This window comes from Ensifer sp. LC11 (genome assembly GCF_001695835.1).
Classification (GTDB): Bacteria; Pseudomonadota; Alphaproteobacteria; order Rhizobiales; family Rhizobiaceae; genus Ensifer.
This window is the reverse complement of record NZ_MBSO01000037.1, coordinates 1-20,535: the sequence shown is the minus strand read 5'-3', so window position 1 is coordinate 20,535 and position 20,535 is coordinate 1. Positions and strand designations below refer to the sequence as shown.

Sequence of the window (20,535 nt, the reverse complement as noted above, 5' to 3'; positions counted from 1 at the left end):
CAGTTTCGGTACGTATCGTTCGCAAACGGCGTGCCGATTTCAGGCAATGCGGTGGAACCAAGCTAGGGAAGGGCGCTTGCGTCCGCCGTGTGTTGCGCGTTTGTGAGGCTGGGATGGTGGACGACGATTTCTGGAGCACGGTTCAGGAAAAGGACTTGGTGACGAGCCAGTCCCGCCGGACGGGTGTGCTCAATCTGTCGCTGTTGTTCGGAACTGCAGTGATCGCGCTGACACTGATCCTGACGCCGATGCTTTCGTCCAAGACCGACAAGCGCATCATGGCCAACACGCCCGTCGATTATGATAACATCTCGACCGGCTCGATCCCTCCGAAGGGAACCACCAAGCGCTACACGGTTCGTCGCAGCGTCCTTCAGGAAATGCCCGGGGCGGTTTGCATCATCGATGCCGACGGCCGCAAGAGCGGTTGCTGAAACGCGCGGCTGGGCGAAGGCGATTGCCGCCGCGCATTGACACGACCCGACGCAACGCCCTTTGATTTCTCGCATGTCATGATCGCAAGGTGCGCCGCAGCGCTTGCGCCGCCGGCGTTACAGGGGCTGCTCCTTTGTGCCGAGTGCTGCCGAAAGCCGCTGTTTTGCCGATCCCGGTTTCAGCGGTTTCTGCTGGCTCTCGTGCGGTGCCCAGCCAGACAGGTAGATGATCGAGAATGTCGCGCGAACGCGACCGTCCGGATCGGAGAAGCGCTCAGCGTAAATTTCCGCAGCTCTCAGGAAGAAGCGCCGGGAAACGGGTACGCGACTGCGTGCTGCAAGCGGGCTGGTCATGCCCATGGCGCGCAAGTCGCGGATCAGAGCGAACAGCGAATCGTAGCGTACCGTGTAGGTCTCGGTGTCGGTGACCGGCAGCGCAAAGCCGGCCCGCTGCAGAAGGGCGCCGACATCACGGACGTCGGCAAAGGGGATGACGCGCGGGCTGGCGCCGCCCGTCAGCTCCGCTTCTGCGGCAAGGAGCGCCTCGCGCAATTCCTGTAATGTGCCGGTGCCGGGGATCGCGGCGAGGAAGAGCCCGTCCGGCTTCAGCGCGCGGCGCACCTGGATGAAGGCGCCCGGCGTATCGTTGGTCAGGTGAAGCGAAAGGGGAGAGACGATCAGGTTGAAACTCTCGGGTTCGGCCGGAACCTCTTCCAGGGATGCGATCGTCACAGGGGCTTCGGTCGAGCCGAATCGTGCGTCCGTTTCCACGCGCTCGATGGTGTCGATCTTGCCGGTTGCCATCAGATGGCGGCCCGTTTGCCCGGTGTAACCGTGCAGCTCCAGCGCACGATCAAAGTGGCGCTCGACCACGCTGACGCGCTCGGCAAGCTCCTCGGCAACGATATCGAGAAGAAAGCCGGCCTTCGGGTCGGCGTTTGCAAGGGCCCTTGCCCGGTGCGCCTCGACGAGGCTCTGGTCAAAGATTTTTTCCACGATACTGTCTCCGCGAGATCGCCAGCAAAGAGACCTTCGGAGGTTCAAAGTCAACCGCATGGCATGGAAGAGGTGGCTTAATCCGGAGGAGGGGTGGGGACGCGTGCTCGGAGGGCTTGCGTCCGGAGCCGCCGATCTCGTCTATCCGCCGGTCTGCTGCGGCTGTGGCCGGCTGATCGGCAGGCATCGCTCCGTCTGTGCCGCCTGCTGGGCAACGCTGCCGCTGATTGAGCGTCCCTTTTGCGATATTCTCGGCACACCGTTTTCGGTCGATCACGGTCCGGGCGCGCTATCGCCCGAAGCGATCGCCAATCCGCCTGTCTTCGACCGGTTGAGATCGGTGGCCATCCATGAGGGCATCGCCCGCGACCTGGTCCACGGCCTGAAGTATCGCGACCGCACCGATCTCGCGCCGATGATGGCGGAATGGATGATCCGGGCGAGTGACGGCGCCGTCGCCTCAGCGGATGTGATCATCCCTGTACCGCTGCATGCTTTTCGGCTCTGGGGGCGGCGGTTCAACCAGTCGGCGGAGCTGGCGCGCGCCATCAGCCGGCTTTCCGGCCGGCCCTATCAACCCGTTCTCAAACGCATTCGGCGCACGAGCCGGCAGGTTGGCCTCGGACTGCGCGCCCGCGAGGAGAACGTGCGCGGCGCCTTCTCCGTCCCCGAAAGCGGCAAGCCAGGTCTCAGCGGGAAAAGCGTCGTTCTCGTGGACGATGTATATACGACCGGTGCAACCGTTTCCGCCGCGACCCGGGCGTTGAAGCGGGCGGGGGCCGGGCCGGTCACGGTTTTGACCTTTGCAAGAGCCATGTCCGGTCTTATATGACAATCGGATGTTCGGCACGGTTGCCGGCGAAGGAGCGATTCAGGATCATGGCTTCAGTGGTCATCTATACGCGTCAGTTCTGCGGCTATTGCTCGGCCGCCAAGAAATTGCTGGAAACCAAGGGCATCCCGTTCCTTGAGCACGATGCCACCTATGATCCGAAGGTTCGCCAGGCGATGATCGAGAAGGCGCATGGCGGCTCGACCTTCCCGCAGATTTTCATCAACGACATTCATGTCGGCGGCTGCGACGACCTGCATGCGCTGGAGCGTGCGGGCAAGCTCGACGCATTGCTTGCCGCCTGAGGCGCATTGAACACGCAATCGCATGAATGCCGCTGGTGGGGCGTGTCGCTTGTTCGTGGTGCGCGTCAGGAGTTGGACGAAGATGACTTTTAAAGCCGCCGCTATTCAGATGTGTTCCGGCGTCGATCCGTACAAGAATGCGGAGACGATGGAGCGGCTTGCGCGCGAGGCTGCGGGTCAGGGCGCCATCTACATTCAGACCCCGGAGATGACCGGTGCGCTGCAGCGTGACCGCGCGGCCTTGCGCGCGATCCTCAGGGACGAGGCGAACGACATCATCGCCACAGCGGCGGCGAAGCTTGCCGGCGAACTTGGTGTCCATTTCCATGTCGGTTCGACACCGATCGCGCTTGCTGACGGCAAGATCGCCAATCGTGGCCTGCTCTTCGGGCCTGATGGCCAGAAAATCTGTCACTACGACAAGATCCACATGTTCGACGTCGACCTCGACAATGGCGAAAGCTGGCGCGAAAGTGCTGCCTATCAACCAGGCAGCAACGCGCACGTGGCCGACCTCGGCTTCGGCAAGCTCGGCTTCACCATCTGCTACGACGTACGCTTCCCGGAACTCTTCCGGCAGCAGGCGGTTGCCGGCGCCGAGATCATGTCGGTGCCTGCCGCTTTCACGCGGCAGACCGGGGAGGCGCATTGGGAAATCCTGCTTCGCGCCCGCGCCATCGAAAACGGCCTCTTCGTCATCGCCGCCGCGCAAGGGGGCGTCCATGAGGACGGACGCGAGACATTCGGCCATTCGATGATCGTGGACCCCTGGGGCAAGGTGCTTGCTTCGGCCGGCCCGGCCGGCGAGGCGATCGTGCTTGCCGAAATCGACGTCGCAGCCGTGCATGCGGCGCGCGCGAAAATACCAAATCTGAAGAACGCCCGCAGTTTCGTGCTCGATGAAGTGGCGCCGACCGGGAAGGGAGGCGTTGCCGCTTGATCCGCTACACGCTTTCCTGCGACAACGGCCACGCGTTCGAGGGCTGGTTCTCGTCGAGTGATGATTTCGACCAACAGATCGAACGCAAGCTGGTTTCCTGTCCGAGCTGCAATTCCACGTCCGTTGCCAAGCAACTGATGGCGCCCTCGGTTGCGACCGCGCGCAAGAAGGAGGCGACGCGGGCGGTGATCATGGATCAGGCGCAGAAGGAAACGATCGCCAAGATCCGCGAACTGGTGAAGACCGTGCGCGAGAACGCCGAGGATGTTGGCGAGCGCTTCCCGGAAGAGGCGCGCAAGATCCACTATGGTGAAGCGGAAGAACGCGGCCTGATCGGCAAGGCGACAGCGGAAGAGGCCGTGGCGCTTCTCGAAGAAGGAATTGCCGTCGCGCCGCTGCCGATCCTTCCGGACGAGGTCAACTGACCCGCGGTCTGTTGGCGCCTCGTTCGCGATACTTGTTTCCGGCTCTTTAAAAACAACGTCTTGCTTCCCATCTGGCGGCTTCGCAATGGGAGATTTTTTAGTCAATGACATTGTCCGAGCTACGCATTTTCACCGATCGTCTCGTCATCAGGTCCTTCGCACCCGACGATTTTCCAGCCTTCTTCGCCTATCACCGTCTGCCGGAAGTCTATCGCTATCTCTATCAGGAACCGCTGGACGAGAAGGCAGCGCGGGCGAAGTTCGCCAAGGCGTCGATGCCGCGATTGGATGAGGACGGGGACGTTGCGGTGTTTGCGGTCGAGCGACAAGAAGACGGCGTCCTGATCGGCGAGGTCCTGTTGAAGCTCGCAAGCAAGGACGCGAAGCAGGCGGAGACTGGCTACATCTTCAATCCTGCCTTTGCCGGCAAGGGCTACGCGACCGAGGCCATGCGGGTTGTGCTCGATCTCGGGTTTTCGACGTTGAACTTCCACCGGATCTTTGCCCGGCTCGATGCGCTCAACAGCGGATCGGTCGGCGTCGTCGAGCGTCTCGGCATGCGCCGCGAGGCGCATCTGATCGAAAACGACCGGTTCAACGACACCTGGGGCGACGAGTTCGTCTATGCGCTGCTGAGACGCGAATGGCAGGCGAGGTCGCAGGTCGGATAGGCTCTGCCCGTCGACGGCATGACGGTCACCTCAGAGCGGCCGCTTGGCGACGATCATGTAGTTGACGTCCATGTCCTTTGACAGGTTCCACTGGTTGGCGAGCGGATTGAAGAACACGCCGGTCCGCTCGGTGACTTCCATGCCGTTCGCCGAGAGTGGCTTTTCCAGTTCTTCCGGACGCACCAGCTTCTCGTATTGGTGCGTGCCGCGCGGCAGCCAGCGCAGAACGTTCTCGGCGGCAAAGATCGCGAGCGCCGCCGCCTTCATGGTGCGGTTAATGGTGGCGACGAACATCAGGCCGCCGGGGCGAACCATGTGGGCGCAGGTGGTCATGAAGAAATCGACATCGGCGACGTGTTCGACCACTTCCATATTGAGCACGATGTCGAAACTCTCGCCGGCTTCGGCAAGCGCTTCCGCTGTCACTGCACGGTAATCGACCGCCACACCGCTGCCGGCCGCGTGCGTCTTGGCGATGCCGATGTTCTTCTCCGAGGCGTCGGCGCCGACGACGTCCGCGCCCATGCGCGCCATCGGCTCCGACAGCAGGCCGCCGCCGCAGCCGATATCGAGCAGCCGCAAACCTTTCAGCGGTTGCGGACCCTTGGCATCGCGGCCGAAATGCTCCGCGACCTTGTCGCGGATATAGGTGAGGCGAACGGGATTGAACTTGTGCAGCGGCCGGAACTTGCCGGTCGGATCCCACCACTCCGCGGCCATGGCGGAAAACCGGTCCACCTCGCTCTGGTCGATGGTCGTGCGTGCGGTCTCGCTCATGTCGCCGTCTCCTTGCATCTTCTGTTTGAAGTCGGACGATCGGGCAGGGATGTCAAGAGGTTCCGATGGGCCAGATGAGCGCAGGCGGAGCGGGGGCAGGGCGTTCCCTGTCTGGTTCTATCAGGTTGCCGTGGCGTCCGCTTGCGGCTGGTAGTGCAAGATGACCACGCCCGATTTCAGCGGGCGTGCATGGGTCAATTTGAGCTTCGTCCGCTTCGGCCGCGGCTTGAACAGTGGCACGCCCTTGCCGAGCAGCACCGGATTGATGCCGAGGCGATATTCGTCGACGAGCCCCTTGTCGATCAGGCCAGCCGCGAAATCGGCGCTACCGAAGATGAAGATCGTGCCGCCATCGCGTTGCTTCAGGCGCTCGACTTCCTTGGCGGCGTCACCGGTCACGAGCGTTGTCTTGTTCCAGTCAGCGGATTTCAGTGAGCGTGAGAAGACGAATTTCTCGACTCCGTTCATGAAGGTGGCGATGTCGCCCTCGGCGGACGGCCAATAGGCGGCCATCATCTCATAGGTCACGCGGCCGAAGAGCAAGGTGTCCGCCTCGAGTTGTGTTTCGCCGATATAGGCGGCGAGTTCGTCCTCGAAGACGAACCATTCAATGTCATGCCCCGGCGCTTCAAAGAAGCCGTCGACGCTGACCATGTCCCAAATGATGACCTTGCGCATTCTCTCTCTCTCCCGGTACCGCACGTCTGTCGCGGAAAGTTTGGCAAAACTGATATCGACTTGCAAGTGGTTTATTATTTGCATCAGATTGCCTCGCGTGAGTGTTAGCCTCCGTGATAGTTTCGCGGGATCTGGAAGGTCGGGGGGATTTTGATGTCACAGGACAGGATCGCGTGGGCGGTGGACGTCGTCGCGCCACAGGCTTCGGAGCAACTGCTCGAAATCGGCTGCGGTCACGGCGTTGCGGTGACCAAGGTTTGCGAACGGCTCGTTGATGGGGCGATCCTGGCCATCGACCGTTCGGCCGCTATGATCGCGGCAGCGGAGCGCCGAAATGCTGAATACGTTGCTGGCGGTCGGGCCAACTTGCAGGTCGCAAACCTTCATGCGCTCGATCCCGGTCATCGTCGCTTCGACAAGGCGTTTGCGATCCGCGTCGGCGTCTTTACGCGGAGCGATCCCACGCGTGAGTTTGCTGCGCTGCTACGGCTGTTGAAGCCGGAAGGGCGGCTTTTTCTGTTTCACGACGAGCCGTCCACGGGTGCGGACGAAGTCGCGGCGCGGCTCGAAGGGGCAGTTCTTCGCCACCGGTGGAACCTTGAGGCTCGATTGACGCACGTCTTCGATGGCGGCGAGCTCGCCTGCGTAATCGCCCGACCGCCTTCCTGACTGAATTCAGGAAGGTGACGCCCGCTCGTCGCGGGCGTCACTGCTGATGGTCACGGGTTCGCCTGCGCGACCGCTACCCAAGCTCGCTCGCAGCCGCAGAGGCGAAGAAGTCCTCGGGATCTTCCACTTCGACAAGACGACGCCTTTCGATCAGCCAGAAGCGATTGCCGACATTGCGCACGAAGCTGCGATCGTGGGACACCAGAAGGCAGCTTGTCTCATGCTTCAGCAACTCTGCCTCGAGCGCCTCCTGGCCCTCGATGTCGAGGTGGTTGGTCGGCTCGTCCAGCAGGTAGAAGTTGGGTTCCTTCAGCCTGAGCACCAGCATGGCGAGGCGCGCCTTCTGGCCGCCGGAGAGCCTGCCGATCACTTTTTCCTGCATGTCGATGCCGACACCGGCGCCGACGAGCAGTGAGCGAGCCCGCTGGTCGCCCAGCGAGAAGCGACGGGAGAGCGCGGCACGCGGGGTCTCCTCGTCCGACAGTCCCGCAAGCGCCTGATCACTGTAGCCGAGCACCAGCGAGGGCGTTGCCTTTAGTGCTTCGGGCGCGCGGCCGGGCTCCTCGATCGCCGTGCGGATCAGGTTGACGAGCCGGGTCTTGCCCGCGCCGTTTTCGCCGAGCAGTACGATGCGGTCCCCCTGGCAGATCCAGCGCTTGCCGGTGCGGAAGAGCGCGGTGCCATCGGGGGTCGCCACTGTCACGTCGTCAAGCGTCACCAGGATCTTGGCATGGGTGCCGCGGTTGGCGAGCCGGATCGCGCCGGCAGAGCGTTCCTGATGGGCGGGTTTCGCCGCATCCTCCAGCCGCTCCGCCCGCTGCCTCAACTGTTTCGTCTTCACGGTCAGCAGATCGCTGCCGGAATTGATACCGATGTTGTTGAGCTTGGCGGCCTGGCGGCGAAGCTGCTGCGCCACCTTCATGTCGCGCTGGTAGCGCCGCTCCTCGGAAGCGTCGACTTCATCGAGGGCTTCGCGCGCCCGCGAATAGGGCAGTGCGAAGATCGGCGATTGCTCGGGCCTGAGAAACAGCGTGCGGTTGGTGGTGGCGTCCAGGAAGGCGCGGTCGTGGCTGGCAAGGAGCACCGGCACGTCGCGCGGCAGGGCATTCAGCCAGGCTTCGAGCCGGGCGATCTTGGCAAGGTCGAGGTGGTTGGTCGGCTCGTCGAGCAGCAGCGCATCCGGATCGCTGACCCAGATGCGGGCGAGAAGCATGAGCCGTTGCCAGCCGCCGCTCAATTCGCAAACCGGGCGCGGGCGCAGGGCTTCCGGAACGTCGAGCGAATCGAGCACGATGTCGACCCGCCAGCTTTCATTTTCCGCCTGATCCGCCGGAAGTGCCGAAAGGACGGCGTCCTGGAAGGAGAGGGGCAGCAGCGATGTCGGAACGTTCTGCTCGACATGACCGACTGTCAGGCCGCGCGAACGGGTGATCTCCCCGACCGTCGGATCGAAGCTGCCCGCGATCGATTTGAGCAGGGTCGACTTGCCGCGCCCGTTTGCGGCGACGATGCCGATCCTGTCACCGGCGGCGACGGAGATATTGAGGTTGGAGAAAAGCGGTGCGCTCAGGCTGACGCCGAGGTTGCGGATATTGATCAAGGCCATGGTCGTTCTCTGGACTGTACGAGCGGCGACTGGACATCCGTGGGCGGCAAACCTGATGCCGGGGTTTTCGGATGCTTGGACCCGGAACAGCAAACATGCTGTGCGCGGGCCGCGTCGGCTCGGTATTGGAAGACGATGCAGACGTTCGAACCGGGGCGGTTCCGCACTGCATCACTCTGGGCAGACCAGGAAGTAGGTTTCGCGTGTTGCGAAGATTGTGCTGGTCAGCCCTGCAAACGCATCTGCAGGGCTTGGACGGGGCCACGCTGGCGGTGGTGCCGGAAAAATGTCATCACGTGCAGCCCCCCTTTCTCGAATTCAAGTTGCATCGCGTGTTTAGCATCGACGGCAGTAATTTTCAACGAGACATGGCGGCATCTTTCGATGCGAATATTTCCATCGCGCCACGTCTTTGGCAATATTATTGCGGAACGCACCCGTTCGGGCTGATGGCGCGGTCCGAATCTGTGTCCGCGTGCCATTGCGTGCGGCCCCCTGATCCGCTAAGAGACGCCGCGACTTTCCGCTCCCCGAAGCGGTGACTGCCGATGTGCGAGAAGTCTCCCAAGCTTTTTGACCGTCGGGCGCCGGCGGGGGCTTTCCTGTCACGCGCGCCAGCGCGCGCAAAATTGGGTACCGGTAGAGGCACATGGCACGCATCGTGATGAAATTCGGCGGAACCTCCGTCGCTGATTTGGACCGCATCCACAATGTCGCCCGCCATGTGAAACGCGAGGTCGATGCCGGCCACGAGGTTGCCGTCGTCGTTTCCGCCATGTCCGGCAAGACCAACGAACTGGTCGGCTGGGTGCAGAACATGCCGAAGGCGACCGGAGCCAACTCGCCGTTCTACGACGCGCGCGAGTACGACGCGATCGTCGCTTCCGGCGAGCAGGTCACCTCCGGGCTGCTGGCGATCGCGCTGCAGTCGATGGGCATCAACGCCCGCTCCTGGCAGGGCTGGCAGATCCCGATCCGCACCGACAACGCCCATGGCGCCGCCCGCATTCTCGATATCGACGGTGCCGAACTCATCCGCCGCATGGGCGAGGGCCAGGTTGCCGTTATCGCCGGCTTCCAGGGGCTTGGGCCCGACAACCGCGTCGCCACGCTTGGCCGCGGCGGCTCCGACACCTCGGCCGTCGCGATTGCCGCGGGGGTCAAGGCTGACCGTTGCGACATCTATACCGACGTCGATGGCGTCTATACGACCGACCCGCGCATCGAGCCGAAGGCGCGGCGGCTGAAGAAGATCGCGTTCGAGGAAATGCTGGAAATGGCATCGCTCGGCGCCAAGGTGCTGCAGGTGCGCTCGGTGGAGCTTGCCATGGTGCACAAGGTTCGCACCTTCGTGCGTTCGTCTTTCGAAGATCCCGATGCGCCGGGCATGGGTGACCTTCTCAATCCGCCCGGTACGCTGATTTGTGATGAGGATGAGATCGTGGAACAGGAAGTCGTAACCGGCATTGCCTATGCCAAGGATGAAGCCCAGATTTCGCTGCGCCGTCTCGCTGACCGGCCGGGTGTCTCCGCTGCGATCTTCGGCCCTCTGGCTGAAGCCCATATCAACGTCGACATGATCGTCCAGAACATCTCCGAGGATGGCTCGAAGACCGACATGACCTTCACGGTTCCGTCTGGTGATGTCGACAAGGCGCTGAAAGTGCTCGGCGACAACAAGGAAAAGATCGGCTACGACGTCGTTCAGTCCGAAGCCGGCCTCGTCAAGGTGTCGGTGATCGGCATCGGCATGCGCAGCCATGCCGGCGTTGCGGCCTCCGCATTCCGCGCGCTTGCCGACAAGGGCATCAACATCAAGGCGATCACCACGTCCGAGATCAAGATTTCGATCCTGATCGACGGTCCCTACGCGGAATTGGCGGTTCGCACTTTGCATTCCGCTTACGGTCTCGATAAGAGTTAATCGACAGGCGACTGATTTGGGATTCGCAGCGGTTTCGCTGCGCCTCCCGTTGCCGTCGTGTACTCTATTTCGGGAGACCCTACGCGATGAGAGACCTTTCCGCAGGTCCGCGCGTTCTCCTCAAGCGGTTGCGCGAGTTGATGGCGGAACCGCTGGAGCCGCAGGAGCGCCTTGACCGTATTGTGCGCCAGATCGCGCAGAATATGGTCGCGGAAGTGTGTTCGGTCTATGTGCTGCGCTCCGACGGCGTACTCGAACTCTACGCGACGGAAGGTCTGAACAAGGCCGCCGTCCACCTGGCGCAATTGAAGATGGGGCAGGGCCTCGTCGGCACGATTGCCGCTTCGGCACGACCTCTCAATCTCTCTGATGCCCAGTCGCATCCAGCCTTTACCTACCTGCCGGAAACCGGCGAAGAGATCTACCATTCCTTCCTAGGCGTGCCGATCCTGCGCACTGGCCGCGCGCTCGGCGTTCTCGTCGTCCAGAACAAGGCGATGCGCAACTATCGCGAAGACGAGGTCGAGGCGCTCGAGACGACTGCCATGGTTCTCGCCGAGATGGTGGCGACCGGCGAGCTGAAGAAGATCACCAAGCCGGGCCTCGAACTCGACCTGTCGCGTCCCGTCTCGATCGACGGCAACAGCTATGGCGAAGGCATTGGCCTTGGTTATGTCGTGCTGCACGAGCCAAGGATCGTCGTCACCAACCTCCTGAACGAAGACACCGACCAGGAACTGCAGCGCCTCGCCGAGGCGCTCGGGTCGCTGCGCATCTCGATCGATGACATGCTGTCGCGCCGCGAAGTGTCGATGGAGGGCGAGCACCGGGCGGTGCTCGAGACCTACCGCATGTTCGCGCATGACCGCGGCTGGGTGCGCAAGCTCGAAGAGGCGATCCGCAACGGCCTGACGGCGGAAGCGGCGGTCGAGCGCGTGCAGAGCGAGACCAAGGCACGGATGATCCGCCTGACGGATCCGTATTTGCGCGAGCGCATGCACGATTTCGACGATCTCGCCAATCGCCTGCTGCGTCAGCTTTCCGGCTACGGCGCCAAGCTGTCGGCCAGCGACTTCCCGACCGACGCGGTGATCGTTGCACGCGCCATGGGCGCTGCCGAATTGCTCGACTATCCGCGCGAGAATGTGCGCGGCCTCGTGCTCGAAGAGGGCGCCGTCACCAGCCACGTGGTGATCGTCGCCCGCGCCATGGGTATTCCGGTCATAGGTCAGGCGACCGGCGCGGTGGCGCTTGCCGAAAATCGTGACGCGATCATCATCGATGGTGATGATGCCAAGGTGCACCTGCGTCCGCTCGGCGACCTGCAACGGGCGTATGAGGAAAAGGTCCGATTCCGGGCGCGGCGCCAGGCGCAGTTCCGCGCGCTGAAGGACGTCGAGCCACTGACGAGGGACGGCAAGCGCATCACGCTGCAGATGAATGCCGGTCTGCTTGTCGATCTGCCGCATTTGAACGAAGCGGGCGCGGAAGGCATCGGCCTCTTCCGTACCGAGCTCCAGTTCATGATCGCCTCGACCATGCCGAAGGCGGAGGAGCAGGAAGCCTTCTACCGCAACGTGCTGAAGCAGACGGGCGGCAAGCCCGTGACGTTCCGCACGCTCGATATCGGCGGCGACAAGGTCGTTCCCTATTTCCGCGCGGCGGAAGAGGAAAATCCGGCGCTTGGCTGGCGGGCGATCCGGCTTTCGCTCGACCGGCCCGGGCTCTTGCGCACGCAGCTGCGCGCGATGCTGCGCGCGGCGGCGGGTGCCGAGCTGAAGCTGATGCTGCCGATGGTCACGGAGGTCTCCGAGCTCAGAATAGCGCGTGATCTGCTGCAGAAGGAAATCGAGCGGCAGTCGAAGCTTGGCGAACAATTGCCGCGCAAGCTTCAATTTGGCGCGATGCTGGAAGTGCCGGCGCTGCTCTGGCAGCTCGACGAACTGATGACCGAGGTGGATTTCGTCTCCGTCGGTTCCAACGACCTGTTCCAGTTCGCGATGGCGGTCGACCGCGGCAATGCCCGCGTCTCCGATCGCTTCGACGTGCTCGGGCGGCCATTCCTCAGGATCCTGCGCGACATCGTGCGCGCCGGCGAGAGGCACGACACACCGGTGACGCTCTGCGGCGAGATGGCGAGCAAGCCGCTTTCGGCCATGGCACTGCTCGGCCTTGGCTTCCGTTCGGTCTCGATGTCGCCAACGGCCGTCGGACCGATCAAGGCAATGCTTCTGGGGCTCGACGCCGGCAAGCTTGGTGCCGTGCTCAACACGGCGCTGGACGATACCCGCGACCAGACGCCCATCCGCCAGATGCTGGTCGATTTCGCTGCGGAAAACGGCATCCCGGTTTAGACTGATTTGAAGCGTCGTGAGCCTCGCGCGGACTGCGATCCGGGCGGGGAGAAGCGCATTTGGAGTGACACTTGGCAAAGCTTCCCGTTGAAAAGATGCGCGAACTGGAACGGCGGTTCGGCGAGATCGAGGCTCGTATGTCCGCCGGCCCGGCCGCGGACGTCTATGTCAAACTCGCCTCGGAATATTCCGAGCTGCAGCCGGTCGTGACGAAGATCCGCGCCTATGAGAAGGCGACGACTGAGCTTGCCGATATCACCGCCATGCTCTCGGACAAATCGACCGACCGGGAGATGCGCGATCTCGCCGAGATGGAGAAGCCCGAGGTCGAGGCGGCAATCGAAGTGCTCGAGCAGGAGATCCAGATCCTGCTCCTGCCGAAGGATGCTGCCGACGAAAAAAGTGCGATCCTCGAAATTCGCGCCGGCACCGGCGGATCGGAAGCCGCGCTCTTTGCCGGTGACCTCTTTCGCATGTACGAGCGCTATGCAGCCGGAAAGGGCTGGCGCGTCGAGGTGCTTTCGGCAAGCGATGGCGAGGCCGGCGGCTTCAAGGAAATTATCGCGACGGTTTCGGGGCGCGGCGTGTTTTCGCGCCTGAAATTCGAATCCGGTGTCCATCGCGTCCAGCGCGTGCCGGAAACCGAAGCAAGCGGCCGCATTCACACCTCGGCGGCAACTGTTGCAGTGTTGCCCGAGGCCGAAGACATCGACATCGAGATCCGGCCCGAGGATATCCGCATCGACACGATGCGCTCGTCGGGCGCCGGCGGTCAGCACGTCAACACGACCGATTCTGCCGTGCGCATCACCCACCTACCGACCGGGCTTGTCGTCACCAGTTCGGAAAAGTCGCAGCACCAGAACCGCGCGAAGGCGATGCAGGTCCTGCGTTCGCGCCTCTACGACATGGAGCGCCAGCGCGCCGACAGCGAACGCTCGGCCGACCGCAAGAGCCAGGTGGGGTCCGGTGACCGCTCCGAGCGCATCCGCACCTATAATTTTCCGCAGGGACGCCTCACCGACCATCGCATCAACCTGACGCTCTACAAACTCGACCGGATGATGATGGGTGAGATCGACGAGGTCGTCGATGCGCTGCTTGCCGATTACCAGGCGAGCCAGTTGGCACAACTCGGCGAACAGCGGGGCTAAGCCATGGCCGAGACGCTAGCGAGCCTCGTTGCCGAAAGTCGCGACCGCCTGCAGGCGGGCGGCATCGAGCATGCGGCCCTCGACGTCCGGCATCTGATCTCGGGCCTGCTCGACATGTCGCTGAGTGCGGTCGTGTCCCGCGGCAGGGACCCGGTTTCGGATGAGGACGCTTCAAGGATTCGCGCAGCGGTCGCGCGTCGGCTGGCACGCGAGCCAGTGTATCGTATTCTCGGTGAACGCGAGTTCTTTGGTCTGCCCCTCAAGCTTTCGAAGGAAACGCTGGAGCCGCGGCCGGACACCGAGACACTCGTCGATCGCATGCTCCCCTATTTGCGCGAGGTGGTGACCCGAAAGGGAAGCTGCGAGATCATCGACCTTGGGACCGGCACCGGGGCGATTTGTCTGGCGCTGCTTTCGCAGATCCTTGAAGCCCGGGGCACGGCTACCGATATATCCAAGGACGCGCTGTCGACCGCGACAGCAAACGCGGTCGCTCTCGGTCTGGCGGATCGCTTCCGACCACTTCTGAGCAACTGGTATGAGGCAGTGGATGGGCGCTACGACATCATCGTCTCAAATCCGCCGTATATCCGGTCCAGTGTCGTTGATGAGCTTGAGCCGGAGGTGAGACTTCACGATCCGGCCGCCGCGCTCGATGGCGGAGATGATGGGCTAGATGCCTATCGCGCCATCGCTTCTCAGGCTGGTCATCATCTTGAGACAAACGGCGTGATAGGCTTGGAAATCGGTTTCGACCAGAAAGAGGCGGTGACGGCGTTATTTGGCGCCGAGAATTTCCGTCTGCGTGAAGAAGCGAAGGATCTCGGCGGCAACGATCGGGTCCTGATCTTCGAACGCGACACAAACCGTTGAAAAAATGCTGCACTGGCGCATCTTCTTTCTTGCAGAGGCAAAGAAAGGGCTTGGAATCCCAGAGGAAGCGGGCTAGTTTGCCCGCGCACTGGGCAGAAGGTCATGGACCTAAGATTCGTTCCGGTATGACCTGGCCACGGGGATTGCTCTCAAGAAAGAGTTGCTAGGGTTCAACAAGTGCCTTGTGCGGGTACCTGTTAATTTGACGTCAGTCGGCGCCGAAGCCGCTGTTGTGCGAGCACAACAGCGAGCGTTCTGCCGGGCGCGAACGGATCCGGCCGGAAGACGAAACCACATGATCATCATTATCAAGAGAATTCGGGTGAATGTACTATGAGGCCAGGACAGCAAAACAAGCGCGGCCGCGGGCGGAATAACAACAATAATAACAACAACAATAACAACGGAAGCAACCATAACCGCAAGGGCTCGAATCCGCTGACGCGGACCTATGACAGCTCCGGCCCGGACGTGAAGATTCGCGGCACTGCCCAGCACATCGCCGAGAAATACGCAGCGCTTGCGCGCGATGCCCAGAGCTCCGGCGACCGGGTTATGGCAGAAAACTACCTGCAGCATGCCGAACACTACAACCGCATCATCGCCGCTGCGCAGGCGCAGATGCAGGATCGGTTCCAGCGCGACGACCGTCAGGACTTCCGCGGTCATGACGCGAACGAGCAGGACCAGGATGATCTGGATCAGGGCTATGCCGACGATATGCCGGTTCCCATGGTCGCAGCGCCGGCACCAGCTGCCGAGCCGCAGCCGGTCGTTATCGACGGTACGGGCCCGCAGCCGGTGATCGAGGGCACGCCGGCGGAAGTGGCAATGGAAGAGGAAGCACCGGCCGCCTCTGGCCGTGCCGCGTCGCGCCGCCGCAACGCCCCCCGTCCGCGCCGTCCGCGCCGCAGCGCACAGGAAGGTGCGGCCGACGATGCTCAGCCTTCGGATGACGCTGCTCCGGAAGCGCCGGCTCTCGCCGCCTCGGAGTAAACAAACTCGCTATATCGCCCGTCTCAGACAGGCATCAAGACCCGGCCCTTCGCGGCCGGGTTTTTCTTTGTCGGGTTTTCGACCCTCAATCGTGGACGCTGTCGACTATCAACGCCGCAAGATTGGCAGCGGCGGCGGTTTCGTTGGTCCTGCCGCGGATCAGTTCGCGGCCGATCGCCTCGGCGGCTCCGGCAATGCCGGCACAGCGCAGACGCAAATCGTCATCGGAGACCTTCGAAAAGGAGCCAAGTGCCCCTTGGACCATGTCAACATAATCGTCGGCCTGCCGCTGCTGCGTGGCAATCATGTCGGCATTGCCGCGAAGAGCGCCGGAAATCGCCTGCCATTCCTCACCGCTTTCGACGGCGCAGTCGATGTAGACGGAACTGATGATGCTTGCGACCGTGTCGAGTTTTTTTGCTGCCCCAGCGAGTGCTGCCTTCAGTTTCGCTGCGTGTCGGTCCTCGATCTCCTGGGACAATGCGATCAGCAAGCCTTCCCGTGTGCCGAAATGCTCATAGGCGATCGGCTTGCTGACACCGGCCCGCTCGGCGAGGTGTCCAAGTGTGAGCGCGTCGGCGCCGCTTTCGCGCAAGATCTCCTTGGCGGTTCCGATCAGTTGAGCACGTCGTTCCGGCTTGGTGAGCTTTCGGCTTTTCGTCGGTGCCATCGGTCGCATTCCTCTTTTCGCGTCGGCGCGGCCTCTTGAAAACGATGGTCGGCAACTTATCTACTGATAGTAACTTACTATTGGTAAGTTCGGCAATCGGCCGGACACCTTTCGTCTAGGAGATAAGAAGATGTCGAGCAAGTTTCAGCCTGTTTTGATCATCGGCGGTTCCGGTGTCGTCGGCACACAGGCAGCGAAGATCATCCGCCGGCTGCATCCCACTCTGCCGATCGCCATCGGCGGCCGTGATCTCGGCAAGGCCGAAGCGGTCGCGCGCGAGGTCGGCAGTGCAATCGGCGTCAGCGTCGATCTGGGGCGGGCCGATCTTGGTCTCGGCGATGAGGCGCGTTTCGGCGCCGTCGTCATCTTCTTGAAGGACGAGAAGCTGAGTTCGATGCGTTATGCCCAGCGTCATGGCATACCCTATATCAGCCTCTCCAGCGGCACCTTCGAGGTTGGGCCGGAGATGGCGCAGTACATCCACGCACCGGACAAGGCGCCGATTCTGCTTGCCAGCCACTGGCTTGCCGGTGCGGCCATCTTTCCCATCCTCGAATTCACCAAGGTTTACGAGGCGATCGACACGATCCGCATCGGTGCATTGCTTGACGAACAGGATATGGGTGGGCCAGCGGCACTCGCCGATTACAATCGCATCACCGGCCTGGCACCCGCGGCCTTGACCGTCAAGGACGGCAAGCTGCACTGGGCTGGTGGCGAGGATTCCAAGGCGCGTTATCGAAGTGTCGATGGTGTCGAACTCGACGCTGTTGCCTATTCACCCTTCGACGTCATGGCGCTTGCCGCCCGCACCAACGCCGGCAACATTCGCCTGGATCTGGCCTATAGCGAATCTGCCAGCAGACGCCGCGGCGAAGCGTTTTCGACCGAGATCGTCATCGATCTCGTCGGACGCGGACAGGATGGCCAGCCTCTCGAGCGTCGCCATGAGATCGTGCACCCCGAGGGCCAGGCGCCCCTGACCGCCCTTGGTGTTGCGCTGGCAGTCGAACGCATGCTCGGTCTTGCGGGCGGCGAAGCGCCGACCCCCGGCCTCTACCTGCCCGAGGTCCTGATTGACCCGGCTTACTACGTGCGGCGCATGGAGGAGTTCGGCGCCTCGTTCGCCGTGTGGCCGGAGGCGGCCGAAGCGGCCTGAATTTGTGGGCGGAACCGGCTGAAAGGCCGGTGGCGAACTGACAACGCAACGCCCCTTGCTGTCGATCGGCGGCCGCGCAATTCCACCGAAGCGCGGCCGCATTTCCCGGTTGCAGATTTCCATTCGCAGGCTTCGGATGGGCCTTTAATTTCCGGAATCGGTGCCCCATATTCGCTTCGGACGCGTTGATCCGGCGAAAGCGCGGGGACCGCTCCACACTGACAGGCTTGCCGAATGCGGGAGCCTGATCCTGAAACACCGACGGGTGCCGCGAGATGGGCCTGCCGGGCTATGGAGGTAAAGCATGAACATCGAAAAATATTCCGAGCGCGTGCGCGGTTTTCTGCAATCGGCGCAAACCTATGCGCTGGCGCAAGGTCACCAGCAGTTCGCGCCCGAGCATGTGCTGAAAGTCCTGCTCGACGACGACCAGGGCATGGCCGCTTCCCTGATCGAGCGCGCCGGAGGCGACGCCCGCGAGGCGCGCGCCGGCAATGATGCGGCACTCGCCAAGCTCCCCAAGGTTTCCGGCGGCAACGGGTCCGTTTACCTGTCGCAGCCGCTTGCCCGCGTCTTTTCGAGCGCCGAAGAGGCCGCCAAGAAAGCCGGTGACAGTTTCGTCACTGTCGAACGGCTGCTGCTCGCGCTTGCGATCGAAAGCTCGGCCGCGACCTCGGGTGTTCTCGCCAAGGCTGGCATCACCCCGACCAAGCTCAACCAGGTGATCAACGACATCCGCAAGGGCCGCACCGCCGACAGTGCCAACGCCGAACAGGGCTTCGACAGCCTCAAGAAGTATGCGCGCGACCTGACGGCCGATGCCCGCGAGGGCAAGCTCGACCCGGTGATTGGTCGCGACGACGAGATTCGCCGCACCATCCAGGTGCTGTCGCGCCGCACCAAGAACAACCCCGTGCTGATCGGCGAGCCCGGCGTCGGCAAGACCGCCATTGCCGAGGGGTTGGCGCTGCGCATCGTCAATGGCGACGTGCCCGAAAGCCTCAAGGACAAGCGGCTGATGGCGCTCGACATGGGCGCGCTGATTGCCGGCGCGAAGTTTCGCGGCGAGTTCGAGGAGCGGCTGAAGGCCGTGCTCAATGAGGTCCAGGCCGAAAACGGCGAGATCATCCTGTTCATCGACGAGATGCACACGCTGGTCGGTGCCGGAAAGGCGGAAGGGGCGATGGACGCGTCCAACCTCTTGAAGCCTGCGCTTGCGCGCGGCGAGTTGCATTGCGTCGGTGCCACGACGCTCGACGAATACCGCAAGCATGTCGAGAAGGATGCAGCCCTTGCCCGGCGGTTCCAGCCCGTCATGGTCGAAGAACCGACGGTCGAGGACACCATCTCGATCTTGCGCGGCCTGAAAGAGAAATACGAGCAGCACCACAAGGTGCGGATCTCCGATTCAGCTCTGGTTGCAGCTGCAACGCTGTCGAACCGCTACATCACCGACCGGTTCCTGCCGGACAAGGCGATCGACCTGATGGACGAGGCTGCGTCGCGCCTGCGTATGCAGGTCGACTCCAAGCCTGAAGAGCTCGATGAGCTCGACCGGCGCATCATCCAGCTGAAGATCGAGCGCGAGGCCCTGAAGAAGGAAACCGATGTGTCGTCGAAGGATCGGCTGGAGAAGCTCGAGTTCGACCTTGCCTCACTTGAAGAGCAGGCATCGGCCCTGACGGCCCGCTGGCAGGCGGAAAAGCAGAAGCTTGGCCGCGCCGCTGATCTGAAGAAGCAACTTGACGAAGCCCGCAACGAACTGGCGATCGTCCAGCGCAAGGGCGAGTTCCAGCGCGCCGGCGAACTGACCTACGGTGTCATTCCGACGCTCGAAAAGGAGCTCTCGGATGCCGAAAGTCAGGAAAACGCCAATGCCAATCCGATGGTGCAGGAGGTCGTGACCCCCGACAACATCGCGCATGTGGTCTCCCGGTGGACCGGCATTCCTGTCGACAAGATGCTGGAAGGCGAACGCGACAAGCTGCTTCGGATGGAAGACGAGCTGGCGAAGTGGGTCGTCGGTCAGGGCGACGCCGTGCAGGCGGTCTCCCGGGCGGTGCGGCGCGCGCGTGCCGGGCTTCAGGATCCGAACCGGCCGATCGGCTCGTTCATTTTCCTCGGACCGACCGGCGTCGGCAAGACGGAGCTCACCAAGGCGCTTGCCCGCTTCCTCTTCGACGACGAGACCGCGCTGATGCGCGTCGACATGTCGGAATACATGGAGAAGCACTCGGTCGCCCGGCTGATCGGGGCGCCTCCCGGTTATGTGGGTTACGAAGAAGGTGGGGCGCTGACCGAATCCGTCCGGCGTCGGCCCTACCAGGTCGTGCTGTTCGACGAGATCGAGAAGGCGCATCCGGATGTCTTCAACGTGCTCTTGCAGGTGCTCGATGACGGCCGCCTGACCGACGGTCAGGGCCGTACCGTCGACTTCCGCAACACGATGATCATCATGACGTCGAACCTCGGCGCAGAGTATCTGGTCGGGCTTGGCGAAAACGAAGACAGCGATGTCGTTCGCGACCAGGTGATGGAGGTGGTGAAGACCGCGTTCCGGCCGGAATTCCTGAACCGGGTCGACGAAATCATCCTGTTCCATCGGCTGCGCCGCTCGGAAATGGGCGCGATCGTCGACATCCAGCTGGCACGGCTGCGCAAGCTGCTTTCCGAGCGCAAGATCACGCTGGAACTCGAGGACGACGCCCGCGCGTTCCTGGCCGAGAAGGGTTACGACCCGGCCTACGGCGCCCGTCCGCTGAAGCGGGCGATCCAGAAGTACGTGCAGGATCCGCTCGCCGAGAAGATCCTGCAGGGCGAGTTTCCGGATGGATCGACCGTCAAGGTGCTCGCCGGTTCGGATCGCCTGAACTTCAGGCGCGGAGCGTCGGCGGACAAGGAAGCCGCCTGACAAGGCGAAAAAGCAGAAAGCAACGGCCGCCCTTTTGGGGCGGCCCAGACCGCTGACAAACCCGTCGATTTTTCGGCGGGTTTTGTTTTGTGGATTTGGTGCTGACGTTGGGGCGGGTTTCCGGGTGGCAAAAGTGGCGGCCTGCGCTCACGCCGGTCTCG

19 protein-coding genes are annotated in these 20,535 nt (G+C 62.7%); 14 read left to right on the top strand and 5 right to left on the bottom strand.

Going from position 1 to position 20,535, the window contains the following annotated elements; translation table 11 throughout:
- Positions 1-113 precede the first annotated feature (113 nt).
- A complete protein-coding gene (locus BBX50_RS23045; RefSeq protein WP_065777653.1) occupies positions 114-434 on the top strand; it encodes a hypothetical protein in 321 nt (106 codons plus the stop codon).
- A 117-nt stretch (positions 435-551) separates the two neighbouring features.
- Here BBX50_RS23045 and BBX50_RS23040 read toward each other — a convergent pair whose 3' ends face one another.
- The gene (locus BBX50_RS23040) at positions 552-1,430 is read right to left on the bottom strand and encodes a methyltransferase domain-containing protein (RefSeq protein ID WP_065777652.1); all 879 of its coding nucleotides are present in this window, start codon (positions 1,428-1,430) and stop codon (positions 552-554) included.
- 58 nt (positions 1,431-1,488) lie between these two features.
- Between BBX50_RS23040 and BBX50_RS23035 the strand changes: the two genes are divergently transcribed.
- From BBX50_RS23035 to BBX50_RS23015, 5 genes are all read left to right on the top strand, one after another.
- Positions 1,489-2,262 (top strand): ComF family protein, encoded by a 774-nt coding sequence (locus BBX50_RS23035; protein ID WP_065777651.1) that lies wholly within the window; start codon positions 1,489-1,491, stop codon positions 2,260-2,262.
- 47 nt (positions 2,263-2,309) lie between these two features.
- Positions 2,310-2,567 carry a glutaredoxin 3 gene (gene grxC, locus BBX50_RS23030; RefSeq protein ID WP_065777650.1) on the top strand — a complete coding sequence of 86 codons (258 nt, stop codon included), beginning with the start codon at positions 2,310-2,312 and terminating at the stop codon, positions 2,565-2,567.
- Positions 2,568-2,649: 82 nt separating this feature from the next.
- A complete protein-coding gene (locus BBX50_RS23025; RefSeq protein WP_065777649.1) occupies positions 2,650-3,507 on the top strand; it encodes a carbon-nitrogen hydrolase family protein in 858 nt (285 codons plus the stop codon).
- Positions 3,504-3,932 (top strand): DUF1178 family protein, encoded by a 429-nt coding sequence (locus tag BBX50_RS23020; protein WP_065777648.1) that lies wholly within the window; start codon positions 3,504-3,506, stop codon positions 3,930-3,932. The genes BBX50_RS23025 and BBX50_RS23020 overlap by 4 nt, the downstream gene beginning before the upstream one ends.
- Positions 3,933-4,036: 104 nt before the next feature.
- On the top strand, positions 4,037-4,603 hold the full coding sequence (locus BBX50_RS23015; RefSeq protein ID WP_065777647.1) for a GNAT family protein: 567 nt from the start codon (positions 4,037-4,039) through the stop codon (positions 4,601-4,603).
- A gap of 30 nt (positions 4,604-4,633) precedes the next feature.
- Here the strand turns inward: BBX50_RS23015 and ubiG are convergent, their stop codons facing one another.
- Together ubiG and BBX50_RS23005 are read right to left on the bottom strand one after the other, a co-directional pair.
- Entirely contained in the window at positions 4,634-5,380 is a 747-nt protein-coding gene (ubiG, locus tag BBX50_RS23010; RefSeq protein WP_065777646.1) for a bifunctional 2-polyprenyl-6-hydroxyphenol methylase/3-demethylubiquinol 3-O-methyltransferase UbiG, read from the bottom strand.
- Positions 5,381-5,500: 120 nt separating this feature from the next.
- A complete protein-coding gene (locus BBX50_RS23005) occupies positions 5,501-6,058 on the bottom strand; it encodes a dihydrofolate reductase family protein (protein ID WP_065777645.1) in 558 nt (185 codons plus the stop codon).
- A gap of 153 nt (positions 6,059-6,211) precedes the next feature.
- Here BBX50_RS23005 and BBX50_RS23000 point away from each other — a divergent pair, with 153 nt between their 5' ends.
- Positions 6,212-6,727, top strand: coding sequence for a class I SAM-dependent methyltransferase (locus BBX50_RS23000; RefSeq protein WP_065777644.1), 516 nt, complete (start codon positions 6,212-6,214; stop codon positions 6,725-6,727).
- Between the two features lie 73 nt (positions 6,728-6,800).
- Here the strand turns inward: BBX50_RS23000 and BBX50_RS22995 are convergent, their stop codons facing one another.
- On the bottom strand, positions 6,801-8,333 hold the full coding sequence (locus BBX50_RS22995) for an ABC-F family ATP-binding cassette domain-containing protein (RefSeq protein ID WP_065777643.1): 1,533 nt from the start codon (positions 8,331-8,333) through the stop codon (positions 6,801-6,803).
- 649 nt (positions 8,334-8,982) lie between these two features.
- Here BBX50_RS22995 and BBX50_RS22990 point away from each other — a divergent pair.
- From BBX50_RS22990 to BBX50_RS22970, 5 genes are all read left to right on the top strand, one after another.
- Positions 8,983-10,257, top strand: a complete 1,275-nt coding sequence (locus BBX50_RS22990) for an aspartate kinase (protein WP_065777642.1) — start codon at positions 8,983-8,985, stop codon at positions 10,255-10,257.
- Positions 10,258-10,343: 86 nt separating this feature from the next.
- The gene (ptsP, locus tag BBX50_RS22985) at positions 10,344-12,611 is read left to right on the top strand and encodes a phosphoenolpyruvate--protein phosphotransferase (RefSeq protein ID WP_065777641.1); all 2,268 of its coding nucleotides are present in this window, start codon (positions 10,344-10,346) and stop codon (positions 12,609-12,611) included.
- 71 nt (positions 12,612-12,682) lie between these two features.
- Positions 12,683-13,765: a peptide chain release factor 1 gene (gene prfA, locus BBX50_RS22980; protein WP_065777640.1), complete on the top strand. Its 1,083-nt coding sequence runs from the start codon at positions 12,683-12,685 to the stop codon at positions 13,763-13,765.
- 3 nt (positions 13,766-13,768) lie between these two features.
- Entirely contained in the window at positions 13,769-14,638 is an 870-nt protein-coding gene (gene prmC / locus BBX50_RS22975; RefSeq protein WP_065777639.1) for a peptide chain release factor N(5)-glutamine methyltransferase, read from the top strand.
- A gap of 333 nt (positions 14,639-14,971) precedes the next feature.
- Positions 14,972-15,634: a DUF4167 domain-containing protein gene (locus tag BBX50_RS22970; protein WP_065777638.1), complete on the top strand. Its 663-nt coding sequence runs from the start codon at positions 14,972-14,974 to the stop codon at positions 15,632-15,634.
- A gap of 85 nt (positions 15,635-15,719) precedes the next feature.
- Here BBX50_RS22970 and BBX50_RS22965 read toward each other — a convergent pair whose 3' ends face one another.
- Positions 15,720-16,304, bottom strand: a complete 585-nt coding sequence (locus BBX50_RS22965) for a TetR/AcrR family transcriptional regulator (RefSeq protein ID WP_065777637.1) — start codon at positions 16,302-16,304, stop codon at positions 15,720-15,722.
- A 130-nt stretch (positions 16,305-16,434) separates the two neighbouring features.
- Here BBX50_RS22965 and BBX50_RS22960 point away from each other — a divergent pair, with 130 nt between their 5' ends.
- Together BBX50_RS22960 and clpB are read left to right on the top strand one after the other, a co-directional pair.
- Positions 16,435-17,463, top strand: coding sequence for a saccharopine dehydrogenase (locus BBX50_RS22960; protein WP_065777636.1), 1,029 nt, complete (start codon positions 16,435-16,437; stop codon positions 17,461-17,463).
- Positions 17,464-17,767: 304 nt separating this feature from the next.
- Positions 17,768-20,374, top strand: a complete 2,607-nt coding sequence (gene clpB, locus BBX50_RS22955; protein WP_065777635.1) for an ATP-dependent chaperone ClpB — start codon at positions 17,768-17,770, stop codon at positions 20,372-20,374.
- Positions 20,375-20,535: the final 161 nt, after the last annotated feature.

Excerpts from the sequence above, each read along its gene's own strand:
- BBX50_RS22995 (WP_065777643.1), bottom strand. The coding sequence starts at position 8,333 with ATGGCCTTGATCAATATCCGCAACCTCGGCGTCAGCCTGAGCGCACCG.
- prmC (WP_065777639.1), top strand. The coding sequence starts at position 13,769 with ATGGCCGAGACGCTAGCGAGCCTCGTTGCCGAAAGTCGCGACCGCCTG.
- BBX50_RS22960 (WP_065777636.1), top strand. The coding sequence starts at position 16,435 with ATGTCGAGCAAGTTTCAGCCTGTTTTGATCATCGGCGGTTCCGGTGTC.
- BBX50_RS23035 (WP_065777651.1), top strand. The coding sequence starts at position 1,489 with ATGGCATGGAAGAGGTGGCTTAATCCGGAGGAGGGGTGGGGACGCGTG.
- ubiG (WP_065777646.1), bottom strand. The coding sequence starts at position 5,380 with ATGAGCGAGACCGCACGCACGACCATCGACCAGAGCGAGGTGGACCGG.
- BBX50_RS23005 (WP_065777645.1), bottom strand. The coding sequence starts at position 6,058 with ATGCGCAAGGTCATCATTTGGGACATGGTCAGCGTCGACGGCTTCTTT.
- BBX50_RS22970 (WP_065777638.1), top strand. The coding sequence starts at position 14,972 with ATGAGGCCAGGACAGCAAAACAAGCGCGGCCGCGGGCGGAATAACAAC.
- BBX50_RS23000 (WP_065777644.1), top strand. The coding sequence starts at position 6,212 with ATGTCACAGGACAGGATCGCGTGGGCGGTGGACGTCGTCGCGCCACAG.
- BBX50_RS22965 (WP_065777637.1), bottom strand. The coding sequence starts at position 16,304 with ATGGCACCGACGAAAAGCCGAAAGCTCACCAAGCCGGAACGACGTGCT.
- BBX50_RS22990 (WP_065777642.1), top strand. The coding sequence starts at position 8,983 with ATGGCACGCATCGTGATGAAATTCGGCGGAACCTCCGTCGCTGATTTG.
- grxC (WP_065777650.1), top strand. The coding sequence starts at position 2,310 with ATGGCTTCAGTGGTCATCTATACGCGTCAGTTCTGCGGCTATTGCTCG.
- BBX50_RS23015 (WP_065777647.1), top strand. The coding sequence starts at position 4,037 with ATGACATTGTCCGAGCTACGCATTTTCACCGATCGTCTCGTCATCAGG.
- BBX50_RS23045 (WP_065777653.1), top strand. The coding sequence starts at position 114 with ATGGTGGACGACGATTTCTGGAGCACGGTTCAGGAAAAGGACTTGGTG.
- ptsP (WP_065777641.1), top strand. The coding sequence starts at position 10,344 with ATGAGAGACCTTTCCGCAGGTCCGCGCGTTCTCCTCAAGCGGTTGCGC.
- BBX50_RS23025 (WP_065777649.1), top strand. The coding sequence starts at position 2,650 with ATGACTTTTAAAGCCGCCGCTATTCAGATGTGTTCCGGCGTCGATCCG.
- clpB (WP_065777635.1), top strand. The coding sequence starts at position 17,768 with ATGAACATCGAAAAATATTCCGAGCGCGTGCGCGGTTTTCTGCAATCG.